Origin of the sequence: Nocardioides sp. Soil777 (assembly GCF_001428425.1) — a bacterium.
Classification (GTDB): Bacteria; Actinomycetota; Actinomycetes; order Propionibacteriales; family Nocardioidaceae; genus Nocardioides; species Nocardioides terrigena.
In genome coordinates this window covers 471,407-485,515 of the sequence record NZ_LMSN01000012.1, presented here as the reverse complement: position 1 = coordinate 485,515, position 14,109 = coordinate 471,407, and the positions used below count along the sequence as shown (strand labels likewise).

Genomic DNA, 14,109 nt, shown 5'->3' with positions numbered 1-14,109 from the left:
ACGCCAACCTAGACGAACCCGAGCTGCTCGCACCTCCGTGCGGTGGATCCGTCGCACAGCTCGTCGAGGGTGAAGGCGCCCTCCCGCACGAGCACGTCGGTCAGCCCCGCGAGTCGCACCTCGGCGGCGGTGTGGAGCCACGACGGCACGCCCTCGAAGTCCTCCGCACCCTCCGGCTCCTCGTCGGCGAGGACACCGACGGCGACGTCGGCCGCCTGCTCGCTCATCGCGGTGGCGGGCACGTGCAGCATCGAGCGGCGCTGGCCGGCCAGGACCTGGCGGGCCGCCTCGAGGTCGGAGTCGGCGGGCGGTCCTGCGTCGCTGCTGGCCAGCGGCTCGGCGAGGCCGACGAACCAGTCGGCCCCGGGAACCAGGGCCGTGTGCGCGACGACGGGGACCTCGTCCTCGCCGCCACCGACCAGGGCCTCGGCGTCCTCGACGTCGACGGGGTCGAGGACGATCACGTCGGCGCTGTCACGCAGCGCCTCGACGGCCTGCTCGGCCTGGGTGGTGGCGTCGCCCTCGGCGTCGTAGACGCGGACCGCGCACTCCTCGCAGGTGGCCTCGACGCGGGCCTCGAAGGCCTCGACGTCGACCCGGGGCTCGAGCTCACGCGCTCCGTCGGAGACGAGGAACGCGACCACGGTCGGGTCCTCGCGGAAGCAGCCGCCGAGCAGGCTGCAGCCGAGGACCACGACGAGGAGGGTGGCGAGGGGGCGCATCGCGGCACATCGTATGCGCCCCCTCACCGTTGTCGTTGCTCCGATCAGCCGCGACCGCTCGACGTACGAGCGCGACGCGACACGGAGTCGATCGCCACGGCCAGCAGCAGCACTGCGCCGGTGACCATGAAGCGCACCGACGAGTCCACGCCGACCAGGTTGAGGCCGGTCTGGATCGCCTGGAGCACGATGATGCCGAGCATCGCGGAGTAGGCCGACCCGCGGCCGCCGAAGAGCGACGTGCCGCCGATGACCGCGGCCGCGATGGCCGTCAGGTTGGTGTCGGTCGTGCCGCTCGCCTGCGAGACGCTGGTCTGGAGGCCGGCGGCCAGCAGGCCACCCACCGCCGCGAGCGTCGAGCAGAGAGCGAACACCGAGAAGTAGACCCGGTTGACCTTGATGCCCGAGCGACGTGCCGCCTCCTCGTTGCCACCAACCGCGAAGACGTGCCGTCCCCAGCGGGTACGACGCAGCGCGAGGTCCATCACCACCACCATGAACGCGAAGAAGAGCCACAGGTAGCTCCAGCCGCGGTCGATGTTGACGTAGTAGGTGAGCGCGCCGAGCCCGATGAGCAGCGCCGCGCCCTTGATGAGCACGAGCGGCAGCCACGGCGGCGTGAGGTCCGCCGCGGACCGCTGGCGGATCGTCCACAGCTGCGACCCGACGTACAGGAGCGTGATCAGCAGGACCAGGACGTAGGACACCACGTCGGACAGGAACTGGAACCGGGTGAACTCCACCAGGAACGAGTCCGACGGCAGGTTGATGGTGCCCTGGGTGCCCAGCACGTAGAGCAGTGCTCCCTGGAAGCCCAGGAGCCCCGCGAGCGAGAAGACGAACGACGGCACCCCCAGGCGTGTGTAGAGCAACGCGTAGAACGCGCCGATCGCGGTGCCGATGAGGATCGCGACGAGCATCGAGACCAGCATCGACTGGCCCTCGTTGACCAGCAGGACGGCCATGGTGGCCGACGTGAAGCCGCTCACCGAGCCGACCGACAGGTCGATCTCGCCCAGCAGCAGCACCAGCACGATGCCCAGCGCGATGATGCCGATGGGCGCCGCGAACTGGGTGATCGACACGACGCTCCGCGAGGAGAGGAACCTCGGCTCGGCGCTGTAGAAGCCGATGCTGATGCAGATCAGCCCGATGACCACGGGCAGGCTGCCGAGCTCACCGGACTTGAGCCGGTTGATGAAGAGCCGGAAGTAGCCGGACAGGCCCTCGGTCTTGATCAGCCGCTCGTCGGCGAGGTCGGCCGCCAGCGCGGTGGCGGGGGTCTCGTCAGCCATCCTGGCCTCCGTCGGTGGTCGGGTCGGTCGACTGACCGCGCGAGGCGCGGGCGGCGACGACGTTGTCGGAGGCGCCGGTGATGGCCGCCACGAGCTCGGACGTCGTGGCCTCCTCGACGTTGAACTCGGCCGCGTTCTTGCCGAGCCGGAGCACCACGATGCGGTCGGCGACAGCCTGGACGTCAGCCATGTTGTGGCTGATCAGGATGACGCCGAGGCCGGTCTCGCGGAGCCGCTCGATGAGGTTGAGGACCTCCGCGGTCTGGGCCACGCCCAGGGCGGCGGTCGGCTCGTCGAGCATCACGACCTTGGGGCTGCCGACCAGGCTGCGCGCGATGGCGACGGTCTGGCGCTGGCCGCCCGAGAGGGACGCGATCGGGATCCGGACGCTGGGAATCTTCGCGGAGAGGGTGCGCAGCAGCCGCCACGCCTCCTTCTCCATGGTGACCTCGTCGATGAAGGGCCCGAGGCTCTTCTCCTGGCCGAGGAAGAGGTTGGCCACCACGTCCAGGTTGTCGCACAGGGCGAGGTCCTGGAAGACCGTGGCGATGCCCAGGGCCTGGGCCTCGGCGGGACCACTGGCCCGGACGGGCTTGCCGTCGAAGGTGATGTTGCCCTCGTCGGGCGTGTAGACGCCCGAGATCACCTTGACGAGCGTGGACTTGCCGGCGCCGTTGTCGCCGACCAGGGCGACGACCTCGCCCGCCCGGACGTCCATGTGGACGTCCGAGAGGGCTTGGACGGCACCGAAGCGCTTGGTGACGCCGGCCAGGGAGAGGACTACCTCCCCGGCCGGCGCACGGTGTGTAGCAGTGGTGGACATCAGGAGATGCCAGCCGCCTCGCACGCGTCCGCGTACTCGTCGGTGCAGATGTCCTCGACGGAGTAGAACTCGTCGGCGATCACGGTGTCGTTGACGTTGTCCGCGGTGACGACGATCGGGTCGAAGATGAACGACGCGACGCCCTCGTACTCGGTCTGGTCGATGCCCGTCTCACTGGTCGTGGGCACCTCGTCACCGTTGGCCAGCGCGACCGCGACCTCGGCGGCCGTCTCGGCCTCGATCGGGATCGGCTTGTAGATGGTCATGGCCTGCTGGCCGGCGAGGATCCGCTGGATCGCGGCGATCTCGGCGTCCTGGCCGGTGATCGGCGGGAGGGCGTCCTCGGCGACACCGCCGCCGGTGAGGGCAGCGACCACGCCGCCGGCCTGGCCGTCGTTGGCCGCGTAGACACCGTTGATCTCGCTGGCGTCGTACTTGGAGAGCTGGTCGGTGACGAACGTCTGCGCGTTCTCCGGGCTCCAGTCGGGGTTGTCGTACTCCTCGAGGATCTCCACGCCGCTCTCGTCGAGCACGCTGTGCGCGCCGGCCTTGAACTGCGCGGCGTTGGGGTCGCTGGGGGCACCGTTGAGCATCAGGATGCCGCCCTTGTCGCCCATCGCCTCGACGAGCGCCTCGGCCTGCATCTGGCCGACCGTCTCGTTGTCGAAGGACATGTAGTAGTCGGCCTCGGCGATGAACCGGTCGTAGGCGATGACCTCGGCGCCCGAGTCCTGCGCGGACTGGACCATGCCGCCGGCGCCCGCACCGTTGACCGGGTCGAGGACGACGACGCTGGCACCCTCGGAGATGGCCGTGTCGACCTGCTGGGTCTGCTTGGCCTCGTCCTGGTCGGCGTTGTAGTAGACGACCTCGCAGTCGTCGCACAGGTCGGCGACGGCCGCCTCGAAGAGCGGCTTGTCGAAGGCTTCGTAACGAGTGGTCTTGGACTCGGGGAGGAGCAGGGCGATGACCTTGCTGTCGCCGCCGCCGTCGCCCTCGTCGCCGGACTGGGCGTCGTTGGCGCCACAGGCGGTCAGCGCCGCGGCGCCAAAGAGCAGGGCAGCGCCGCTGGCGGCGATGCGGTGGATGGTGCGAGGCATGGGGTCTCCTGAGGCTGCCAGGGCTCGTCGGGCGACGAACCGGTGTGAACGTCCTCTGAGTGTGGTGAGTCACACGCTAGTCGTCAAGAGATGAACACAAAGTTGTGACAAAACGGTGACATGAGGTCTTTGCGCCTACCTCTTGACGACAAAGGGCTCTCTGGCTCACAGTTCCCCCATGTCATCCCCCGGGTCGACCGCATCGCTGCGTACGGCCAACCTGCAGCGCGTCGTCGACGTGCTGCGCGCCCAGGAGGCCGGGGACCCGGTGACGCAGGCCGACATCGCCCGCCAGACGGGCCTGGCCCCGGCCACGGTCTCCAACATCGTCCGCGAGCTGGCGGCCACCGGGCTGCTCGAGGTCGAGCCCGGCAGCGGACGGCGCGGGACCACCGTGGCCCTGGCCCGATCCGCCGGGCTGGTGGCCGGCATCGACTTCGGACACAGCCACGTGGCCGTCGCCCTCGGCGACATGACCGGCAGCCTCATCGCCGAGGAGCGGCACCGGCTCAACGCCGGGCACCCGCACACCGAGGGCCTCGACCGCGCCCACGACCTGCTCGAGCAGCTGCTCGCGGGCGCCGGGCTGGAGCGGGCCACCATCCGCACCATCGGCCTCGGCCTGCCGGCCCCGATGACCGCCGGCGTGGTCCGCTCGTCGGCGATCCTCCCCGGCTGGGTCGGGGTCAACGCGCCCGAGGCCGCCGGCAAGCGCTTCGGCGCGGTCGTGCACATCGACAACGACGCCAACCTCGGCGCCCTCGCCGAGCACCGGCACGGCGTCGCCCGTGGCCACGACAGCTCGGTCTTCGTCAAGGTGTCCTCCGGCGTGGGTGCCGGGATCGTCCTGGAGGACCGGCTCTTCCACGGCAACGGCGGCACCGCCGGCGAGATCGGCCACCTCACGCTCGACGAGAACGGTCCCGTGTGCCGGTGCGGCAGCCGCGGCTGCCTGGAGGCCTACACCTCCACGGTCGCCCTCCAGTCGATGATGGAGCTGCAGATGCCGGGGGCGAGCGTCGACGAGATCGTCCGCGCCGCCCGCGACGGCAACGTCTCGGCCCTGCGCGCCCTCGAGGACGCCGGCCTCCACCTCGGGTGGGCGCTGGCCAGCGTGGTCAACCTGCTCAACCCGGCCCTCGTGGTGGTGGGCGGCGAGATGGCCCGGGCCGGCGAGCTGCTGCTCGAGTCGGCGCGGATCGGGCTGCGTCGCCACGCCCTCGACGCCGTCGCATCGACCCCCGTCGTCGCGTCGGAGCTGGGCGAGCGGGCCTCGCTGATCGGCGCCGTGCTGCTCGCCGCCGAGCGCACCGAGCTGCTCAGCGACTGATCCGGGTCGGAGCCACTAGTCTCCGACCATGTTGATACTTGCCATCATCGTCTTCGGCCTGCTGGCCGGCGGCCTCGCCCAGCTCGTGCTCGGCCGGTCGATGCGCGACGTGAACTGGACCGTCGCGATCGTCACGGGGCTCCTCGGATCCTTCGTCGGGGGGCTGCTGGTGAGCCTCCTCGCGGGCGACGGCCTGGAGCTGCGCGCGAGCGGCCTCATCGGTTCCTTCGTGGGTGCGCTGCTGCTCACCCTGGCGTGGACCGCGTACGCCGGGCGTCGCAACTCCGCCTGACCGCCGGCCCAGCGTCGACCGGGCGCAGGAAGCCGCCGCGCGCCGCTGCGCCTTTCAGTCCCCCACCACCAGCTCGACCTCGAAGCCCTCGGAGTTCTCCAGGTAGAGCGCTGTGTGGTCGTCACCGCCGGCGTGCGGGTAGCGGTCGGCGAACATCTCGTGCCAGCCGTGGGCGCTCGACTCCGCCCGGATCCGGTCGAGCAACGCCCGGTCCTCCACGACGAACGCCAGGTGGTTGATCCCCGGGCGCATCCGGTCGTAGGCCGCGTCGACCTGGTCGGGCGATCGCTCGAGGAAGACGTACGTCCCGTCGTCGGCCATCCAGGACGAGCCGTCGGCCGCCCAGCCCAGCTCACCGAACAGCCACCCCCACTCGTCGGCGGCGACCGCCGGGTCGCCGACCCAGAGGTCCCAGTGGTGGATCGCGCGGGCCATCGTCACTCCCACTCGATGGTGCCCGGGGGCTTGGACGTGATGTCGAGGGTGACGCGGTTGATCTCGGCCACCTCGTTGGTGATCCGGGTCGAGATCCGCTCCATGACCTCGTAGGGCAGGCGCGCCCAGTCGGCGGTCATCGCGTCCTCGGACGTGACCGGGCGCAGCACGACGGGGTGGCCGTAGGTGCGGCCGTCACCCTGGACGCCGACCGAGCGGACCTCGGCGAGCAGGACCACCGGCATCTGCCAGATGTCGCGGTCGAGGCCGGCCCGGGTGAGCTCCTCGCGGGCGATGGCGTCGGCCTCGCGGAGCAGGTCGAGGCGCTCCTTCGTGACCTCGCCGATGATCCGGATGCCCAGGCCGGGGCCGGGGAAGGGCTGGCGCCACACCATGGTCGAGGGCAGCCCGAGCTGCTCGCCGACCGCGCGCACCTCGTCCTTGAAGAGGGTGCGCAGCGGCTCGATCAGCTCGAACTGGAGGTCCTCCGGCAGGCCGCCGACGTTGTGGTGCGACTTGATCGTCGACGTCCCGGCGCCGCCGCCCGACTCCACCACGTCGGGGTAGAGGGTGCCCTGGACGAGGTACGCCGTGTCGCCGCGGTCCTCGTCGGACAACGCACCGAATACCCGCACCTCGGCGGCCTCGAAGGTCCGGATGAACTCACGCCCGATGATCTTGCGCTTCTCCTCGGGGTCGTGGACCCCTGCAAGCGCGCCCAGGAACTGGTCGGCGGCGTCCACGACGTCGAGGGCGTCGAAGACCTCCTCGAAGTCACGGCGGACCTGCTCGGTCTCGCCCTTGCGCATCATCCCGTGGTCGACGTACACGCAGGTGAGCCGGTCGCCGATGGCGCGCTGCACGATGGCGGCGGCCACGGCCGAGTCGACGCCGCCGGAGAGCGCGCAGATCGCCCGGCCGCGCTCGCCCACCTGCTCGCGGATCCGCTCCACCTGCTCCTCGACGATGTTGACCATCGTCCAGGTCTGCCGGCAGCCGGCGATCTCGTGCAGGAAGTGCTCGAGCACCTGCTGGCCGTGCTCGGAGTGCAGGACCTCGGGGTGCCACTGCACGCCGGCGAGGCCCCGGCCGGTGTCCTCGAAGGCCGCCACCGGGGTGTCGGTGGTGGAGGCCAGGACGGTGAATCCCGCGGGAGCCGCCTTGACCGAGTCGCCGTGCGACATCCAGACGTTGTGGGTGACGGGCAGGTCGGCCAGCAGGGTGCCGCCCTCACTGATCGTCACGGGCGTGCGGCCGTACTCCCGGGCGCCGGTGTGGGCGACCTCGCCGCCCAGGCCCTTGGCCATCAGCTGGAAGCCGTAGCACATGCCGAAGACGGGGACCCCCGAGGTGAAGACCGCGTCGTCGATGCCGGGCGCACCCTCGGCGTAGACCGACGACGGACCACCGCTGAGGATGATCGCCTTCGGCCCGCGCGCGAGCATCTCGGCGACGGGCATGGAGTGCGGCACGATCTCGGAGTAGACCCGCGCCTCGCGCACCCGACGGGCGATGAGCTGGGCGTACTGGGCGCCGAAGTCGACGACGAGGACGAGGTCGTGGTCAGGGGTGTCGGTCACCCCCGAAGGGTACCGAGTCCGGGCCCCTCCTCCGGACGTGACTCAGGCGTGACTCAGGGCCCCGGTCGGGGAGGGAGGATGACCGGGGCCCTGATGGTCCACGCGCTGCGTGACAGTGCCTGGACTGACGGGCCCGGCCAACTGGGAGGGAGCATGACTGCCGGACCTGTCATCCGTGCCAACGAGCCCTGTGCAGCCGGGTTACGCCCCGGCGCGAGAATCTTCGAGCGGGTCAGCTGACTCCCACGATGGGGAGCCGCAGGGCACCCGGCGCGGCCTCGGGGACGACCGGGTTCTTGGGCGCCACCGGCCGGATCCGGGTGTACGCCGACCCGAGCGCGGGACGCTCGTCGGCCTCCCCCCTGTTGGGCCAGAAGGCCATCGCCCGCTCGGCCTGCGCGGTGATGGTGAGCGAGGGGTTGACGCCCAGGTTGGCCGAGACGGCCGACCCGTCGACGACGTGCAGGCCCTCGTGGCCGTACATCCGCTGGTAGCCGTCGACGACGCCGGTCCGCGGGGAGTCGCCGATGGTGCAGCCGCCGATGAAGTGGGCGGTGAGCGGACGGTTGAAGGGCTCGCCGACGTTGCCGCCGGGCGTGCCCTTGATGATCGCCGCCATCCGGCGGACGGCGTCGTACGCGACCGGGATGTAGGTCGGGTTGGGCTTGCCGTGGCCCTGCGTGCTCGTCATCCGCCAGCCGAACGGGGTCCTGATGCCCTTGGTGGTGATCGAGTTGTCGAGCGTCTGCATGACCAGCGCGATGACGGTGCGCTCGGACCAGTGCTTCATGTCGTAGAGGTCCAGGGCGCTGCGGCGCTGGGTCCACAGCTCCTTGAGCCACGACTTCCACCGCGACTGGCCCTCCACCTCATCGGCCAGCACGGTCTGGAGGAGCGCCATGAAGTTGGAGCCCTTGCCGTAGCGGACCGGCTCGATGTGGGTGTCGGCGTCCGGGTGGAACGACGACGTGATGGCGACGCCCTGGCTGTAGTCGACGGTCACGTCGGGCGCCAGCGCCCCCAGGATCGCCTCGGAGTTGGTGCGGGTCAGGCTGCCGAGTCGGTCGCTCACGTGCGGCAGGTCGCCCTCTCCCTTGAGCTGGTGGAGCAGCTTCTGGGTGCCGAGCGCGGCGGCCGAGAAGATCACCTGCTCGGCGGTGAAGGTCTTCGTGGCCGTACGCCGCGACAGCTTGGCCTTGGTCCAGCGGGTGTCGACCCTGTAGCCGCCGCCGTCGAGGGGTCGCACCCGGGTCACCGTGGTGAGCGGGTGCACGACGGCACCGGCCTCCTCGGCGAGGTGGAGGTAGTTCTTGACCAGGGTGTTCTTCGCGTTGTGGCGGCACCCGGTCATGCACTCTCCGCACGCGGTGCAGGGATTGCGGTCCGGCCCGGCGCCACCGAAGTAGGGGTCGGCGACCGCCTCGCCGCCGATGCCGGGCTGCTGTCCGAAGAAGACGCCCACGGGGGCGGGGTGGAAGGTGTCGCCCACGCCCATCTCGACGGCGACCTGCTCCATCACCTCGTCGCTCGGCGTGCGCAGGGGGTTGTCGACGACGCCGAGCATCCGCTTGGCCTGGTCGTAGTAGGGCGCCAGCTCGGCCTTCCAGTCGGTGATGTGCGACCAGGACGGGTCGCGGTAGAAGGCGTCCAGCGGCTCGTAGAGGGTGTTGGCGTAGACGAGCGAACCGCCGCCCACGCCGGCGCCGGCCAGGATCAGGCAGTCCCTGACCATGTCGATGCGCTGGATGCCGTAGCAGCCCGCGGACGGTGCGAAGAGATAGCGCTTCGCGTCGAAGCTGGTGGCCGCGAAGTCGGCGTCCTCGAAGCGGGCGCCGGCCTCGAGCACGGCGACCCGGTAGCCCTTCTCGGTCAGCCGCAGCGCCGACACGGACCCGCCGAAGCCGGAGCCGATGACGATGACGTCGTAGTCGAAGTCGTCCTCGGTGCCGTCGCCGCCCATCACGCGCGCCCCAGCTTCTTCATCAGCCGCAGCTGGGCGGTCATCACCTTGGCGTAGCGCTCGTCGGACATGCCGAGCATCGGGGCGAAGCGGATCAGCCGCTGCGTCGCGACGGACTGCGACTCCGTGTAGCGGTGGATGCCCTCGCTGCCCTGCCGACGTCCCATGCCGGACTCACGCATGCCACCCATCGGGGAGTCGATGCTGGCGAAGGTCGCCCCGAATGCCTCGTTGATGTTGACGGTGCCGCACTTCACCTGGCGCGCGATCTCGCGGCCCCGTGCTCCGTCCTGGGTGTAGATGGAGGCGTTGAGGCCGTACTCCCCCGCGTTGGAGCGCGCGACCGCGTCAGCCTCGTCGTGGAAGCGGTAGAGGGAGATCACCGGCCCGAAGGTCTCGGTGCCGAAGCAGGTCATGTCCGGGGTGACGCCCTCGAGGATCGTCGGCTCGAAGAAGTAGGGACCCAGGTCGGGCCGGGCCCGGCCGCCCGCCAGCACGCGGGCGCCCTTGGCGACCGCGTCGTCGACGTGGGCCTGCACGGTGTCGAGCTGCGCCTGGGACACGAGGGAGCCCATGTCGACGCCCCACTCCAGGCTGGCCCCGAGGGTCATCGCCTCGGTGCGGGCCACGAAGCGCTCGACGAACCGGTCGTAGACCTGGTCGGCGACGAACATCCGCTCCATGGACACGCACAGCTGGCCGGCGTTGGAGAACGACGCCCGCACCGCACCCTCGGCGGCCTTCTCCAGATCGGCGTCGCGGAGCACCAGGAGGGGGTTCTTGCCGCCGAGCTCGAGCGAGCAGCCGATCAGGCGCTCCGCGCACTGCGCGGCGATCAGCCGGCCGGTGGCCGTGGACCCGGTGAAGCAGACGTAGTCGGCGCCGTCGATGATCGGCGTCCCGAGCTCGCGCCCCGGGCCGGCCACGACCTGCCACAGGTCCGGGGGGAAGCCGGCCTCCTCGAGCAGCTGGGCGCCGAGCAGCGCCGAGAGCATCGTCTGGGCGTCGGGCTTGGCGACCACCGCGTTGCCGGCGAGCAGGGCGGGGATCCCGTCGCACAGCGCCATCGTGAAGGGGTAGTTCCAGGGCGAGATGATGCCGACGACGCCCTTGGGCACCCGGTTGACCTCGACGCGCGTGAGGCCGGGGACGACGCCGAGCTTGCGCTCGGTGTCGAGGTGCTGGTGCGCGGTACGTCCGTAGTAACGGGCGGTGAGGGCGATGTGAAGAGGCTCGTCGAAGGCGTGCTTGCGGGCCTTGCCCGACTCCAGCACGACCAGGTCGATGATCTCGTCCTGCCGGTCGAGCACGAGGTCGTGGAGGCGCAGCAGCATCGCCGCGCGCTCGTCCAGCGACGTCCGCGCCCAGGCGGCCTGCGCGCGACGGGCCCGGACGTAGGCCTCGGCCACGTCGTCGGTGCTCGACTGGGGGATGTGCGCGAGCGGCTGGCCGCCCAGCGGCGACTCCACCGGCACCGTGCGACCCGTGGTGCTGAGGATGCGTCGGGTGAGCCCGGCGACGTAGTCGGGCTCGAGCGCGTAGGACGCTCGCGGGTCGTGCTCGGGGTCGTGCGGACCGTCCACCAGCGGGTCGGGGGCAGGAGTGTGCTCGCTCATGCGCCGAGGGTAGGCCGGTCCCCCGGGCCTTGCTACCCGTTGGTCACATCGTCCCGCTATTTGACATCCAACTCACATTTGTCAAGCAGCGTTCAGACGATGTCGGGTGCCCTGACGCGCGCCTCGTCGGCCGCCTGGTCGGTGAGCTCGAGCTGGGACTGGCGCTCGGCCTCGACCCGCCGCAGGTAGTGGTCGACCTCGGCGTCGACGGTCGCGGCGTCCCAGCCGAGCACGCCCGCCATCAGCTCAGCGGCCGGACGGGCGCTGGCGACGCCGCGGTCGAAGGTCTCGATGGAGATGCGGGTACGCCGCGTCAGCACGTCGTCGAGGTGCCGCGCGCCCTCGTGGCTGACCGCGTAGACGACCTCGGCGGCGAGGTAGAGCGGCGCACCGGTGAGCGGCTCGGCCAGCTCGGGGCGCTCGCGGACCAGCTCCAGCACCTCGTCGACCAGCCCGCCGTACCGGCCGAGGAGGTGGTCGACCAAGCCGATCTCGATGCCCGACTCGCGCGAGAGGGCCACCCGCTGGTTGGTGCGCGCCTCGTAGCCCCACGCCCCGAGCAGCGGCACCCGCTCGGTGATGCTCGGCAGCGCACCCGGTACGTCGCGGATCGCGTGGTCGACGGCGTCGCGGGCCATCACGCGGTACGTCGTGAGCTTGCCGCCGGCGACGAGCACCAGGCCGGGCACGGGGTTGGCGACGGTGTGCTCGCGGGAGAGCTTGGTCGTCTCACCCTGCTCGCCCTTGCGCACCACCGGCTTGAGCAGCGGCCGCAGGCCGGCGTAGACCCCGACCACGTCGCGGTGGTCGAGCGGGTCGCGCAGCAGGGCGTTGACGTGGCCGAGCAGGTAGTCGATGTCCTGGCGGCTGGCCGCCGGGTGGGCGAGGTCGAGGTCCCACGGGGTGTCGGTGGTGCCGATGATCCAGAAGGCGCCCCACGGGATGACGAAGAGCACCGACTTCTCGGTCTTGGTGATGAAGCCGCACTCGGAGCGGATGCGGTCGCGGGGCACGACGAGGTGCACGCCCTTGCTGGCGTCCACGTCGAGGGTCGCGTCGCCGCCGATGAGCTCCTGGACCTCGTCGGTCCAGACCCCGGCGGCGTTGATGACGACCCGGGCCCGCACCTCGAGGTCGACGTCGTTCTCGAGGTCGCGGGCCGTCACGCCCACCACCCGGTCGCCCTCGCGGAGGAAGCCCGTGACCTTGGTCCGGGTGGCGATGTGGGCGCCGTTGTTGGCGGCCGTGCGCGCGATGGTCATGACCAGGCGGGCGTCGTCGACCTGGCAGTCGTAGTAGCGGATGGCGCCGTGCAGGTCCTCGGTGCGGATGTCGGGCGCCATCCGGGCCAGCTGCTTGCGGAAGAGGTGCTTGTGCTTCGGGACGCCCATGTCGTACTTGCCGGTCATCGCCATCGCGTCGTACAGCGCGACGCCGGAGCCGACGTACGGCCGCTCCCACGCCTTCGTGAGGGGGTAGAGGAACGGCACCGGGCGGACCAGGTGCGGGGCGAGCCGGGTCAGCAGCAGGCCGCGCTCCTCGAGCGCCTCCTTGACCAGGCCGAAGTCGAACATCTCGAGGTAGCGGAGCCCGCCGTGCACGAGCTTGGAGCTGCGCGAGGACGTGCCCGACGCGAGGTCGCGCTGCTCCAGCAGTCCGACGCTGAGCCCGCGGGTCACCGCGTCGAGGGCCGCGCCGGCGCCCACGATGCCACCGCCGACGACGAGCACGTCGAGCTCGCCCGTCACCATCGCGTCGAGCGCCGCCGTGCGGTGGTCGGGACTGAGCTGGTAGGTCATGGCGCCAGTCTGGCAGGCGGCCGGGAGGGTCAGCCCCCGACGACGACCTCGACCCGCTGGAACTCCTTGAGGTCGGTGTAGCCCGTCGTGGCCATGGACCGGCGCAGCGCGCCGATGAGGTTCATGGTGCCGTCGGCGACGCGGGACGGGCCGAAGAGGATCTCCTCCATCGACCCCACGGGGCCGAACTCGACGCGCTGGCCGCGCGGCAGGTCGGGGTGGTGCGCCTCTCCGCCCCAGTGGAAGCCGCGGCCGGGGGCGTCGGTGGCCCGGGCGAGCGGCGAGCCGACCATCACGGCGTCGGCGCCACAGGCGATGGCCTTGGCGACGTCGCCCGAGCGTCCGATCGAGCCGTCGGCGATGACGTGCACGTAGCGACCGCCCGACTCGTCGAGGTAGTCGCGACGGGCCGCGGCGACGTCGGCGACGGCCGACGCCATGGGCACCGCGATGCCCAGCACGGTGCGGGTCGTGTGGGCGGCACCGCCGCCGAAGCCCACGAGGACGCCGGCCGCCCCGGTCCGCATGAGGTGCAGCGCGGCCTGGTGGGTCGCGCAGCCGCCCACGACGACCGGGACGTCGAGCTCGTAGATGAACTCCTTGAGGTTGAGCGGCTCGCTCTGGGACGAGACGTGCTCGGCGCTCACCGTGGTGCCGCGGATGACGAACATGTCGACCCCCGCGTCGACCACGGCCTTGGCGAACTCCTTGGTCCGCTGCGGCGACAGGGAGCCGGCGACGGTGACGCCGGCGTCGCGCATCTCGTTGAGGCGCGCGGTGATCAGCTCGGCGCGGATCGGCTCGGCGTAGATCTCCTGCATCCGCCGGGTGGCGTCGCTGCCCGTCAGGCCCGCGACCTCCTCGAGCAGGTCGGACGGGTCGTCGTACCGCGTCCAGAGCCCCTCGAGGTTGAGCACGCCGAGGCCGCCCAGCCTGCCGAAGGCGATCGCGGTGGCCGGCGACATCACCGAGTCCATGGGTGCCGCCAGCACGGGCAGGTCGAACCGGTAGGCGTCGATCTGCCAGGCGGTGCTGATCTCCTCGGGATCGCGGGTGCGCCGCGAGGGCACGATCGCGATGTCGTCGAAGGAGTAGGCGCGACGGGCGCGCTTGGCTCGGCCGATCTCGATCTCAGTCACGGGCGCAGCCTATCGGCC

At 71.1% G+C, this 14,109-nt stretch carries 12 protein-coding genes; 2 read left to right on the top strand and 10 right to left on the bottom strand.

The window, feature by feature from the left end; genetic code table 11:
- Positions 1–8 precede the first annotated feature (8 nt).
- Genes ASG88_RS09815 through ASG88_RS09800 form a run of 4 tightly spaced genes read right to left on the bottom strand, consistent with a single transcriptional unit; the run spans position 9 to position 3,940 of the window.
- Positions 9–722 carry a hypothetical protein gene (locus ASG88_RS09815; protein WP_056887221.1) on the bottom strand — a complete coding sequence of 238 codons (714 nt, stop codon included), beginning with the start codon at positions 720–722 and terminating at the stop codon, positions 9–11.
- Positions 723–766: 44 nt separating this feature from the next.
- The gene (locus ASG88_RS09810; protein ID WP_056887220.1) at positions 767–2,017 is read right to left on the bottom strand and encodes a sugar ABC transporter permease; all 1,251 of its coding nucleotides are present in this window, start codon (positions 2,015–2,017) and stop codon (positions 767–769) included.
- A complete protein-coding gene (locus ASG88_RS09805; protein ID WP_056887219.1) occupies positions 2,010–2,840 on the bottom strand; it encodes an ATP-binding cassette domain-containing protein in 831 nt (276 codons plus the stop codon). The genes ASG88_RS09810 and ASG88_RS09805 overlap by 8 nt, the downstream gene beginning before the upstream one ends.
- A complete protein-coding gene (locus ASG88_RS09800; protein ID WP_056887218.1) occupies positions 2,840–3,940 on the bottom strand; it encodes a substrate-binding domain-containing protein in 1,101 nt (366 codons plus the stop codon). Before ASG88_RS09800 ends, ASG88_RS09805 begins: the two co-directional genes overlap by 1 nt.
- A 178-nt stretch (positions 3,941–4,118) precedes the next feature.
- Here ASG88_RS09800 and ASG88_RS09795 point away from each other — a divergent pair, with 178 nt between their 5' ends.
- Both ASG88_RS09795 and ASG88_RS09790 read left to right on the top strand, forming a co-directional pair.
- Complete coding sequence (locus ASG88_RS09795; protein WP_056887217.1) at positions 4,119–5,270, top strand: ROK family transcriptional regulator; 1,152 nt, start codon at positions 4,119–4,121, stop codon at positions 5,268–5,270.
- A gap of 28 nt (positions 5,271–5,298) precedes the next feature.
- Positions 5,299–5,562 carry a GlsB/YeaQ/YmgE family stress response membrane protein gene (locus ASG88_RS09790; RefSeq protein ID WP_056887216.1) on the top strand — a complete coding sequence of 88 codons (264 nt, stop codon included), beginning with the start codon at positions 5,299–5,301 and terminating at the stop codon, positions 5,560–5,562.
- A gap of 54 nt (positions 5,563–5,616) precedes the next feature.
- Here the strand turns inward: ASG88_RS09790 and ASG88_RS09785 are convergent, their stop codons facing one another.
- The 6 genes from ASG88_RS09785 to ASG88_RS09760 all read right to left on the bottom strand — a co-directional run bounded on the left by ASG88_RS09785 (position 5,617) and on the right by ASG88_RS09760 (position 14,091).
- The gene (locus ASG88_RS09785; RefSeq protein WP_056887422.1) at positions 5,617–5,997 is read right to left on the bottom strand and encodes a VOC family protein; all 381 of its coding nucleotides are present in this window, start codon (positions 5,995–5,997) and stop codon (positions 5,617–5,619) included.
- Positions 5,998–5,999: 2 nt separating this feature from the next.
- Positions 6,000–7,577 carry a glutamine-hydrolyzing GMP synthase gene (gene guaA, locus ASG88_RS09780; protein ID WP_056887215.1) on the bottom strand — a complete coding sequence of 526 codons (1,578 nt, stop codon included), beginning with the start codon at positions 7,575–7,577 and terminating at the stop codon, positions 6,000–6,002.
- 232 nt (positions 7,578–7,809) lie between these two features.
- On the bottom strand, positions 7,810–9,537 hold the full coding sequence (locus ASG88_RS09775) for a GMC oxidoreductase (protein WP_056887214.1): 1,728 nt from the start codon (positions 9,535–9,537) through the stop codon (positions 7,810–7,812).
- Complete coding sequence (locus ASG88_RS09770) at positions 9,537–11,153, bottom strand: succinic semialdehyde dehydrogenase (protein WP_056887213.1); 1,617 nt, start codon at positions 11,151–11,153, stop codon at positions 9,537–9,539. Before ASG88_RS09770 ends, ASG88_RS09775 begins: the two co-directional genes overlap by 1 nt.
- 92 nt (positions 11,154–11,245) lie before the next feature.
- Positions 11,246–12,952, bottom strand: coding sequence for a glycerol-3-phosphate dehydrogenase/oxidase (locus ASG88_RS09765; protein ID WP_056887212.1), 1,707 nt, complete (start codon positions 12,950–12,952; stop codon positions 11,246–11,248).
- Between the two features lie 29 nt (positions 12,953–12,981).
- A complete protein-coding gene (locus tag ASG88_RS09760; RefSeq protein ID WP_056887211.1) occupies positions 12,982–14,091 on the bottom strand; it encodes a GuaB3 family IMP dehydrogenase-related protein in 1,110 nt (369 codons plus the stop codon).
- Positions 14,092–14,109 lie beyond the last annotated feature (18 nt).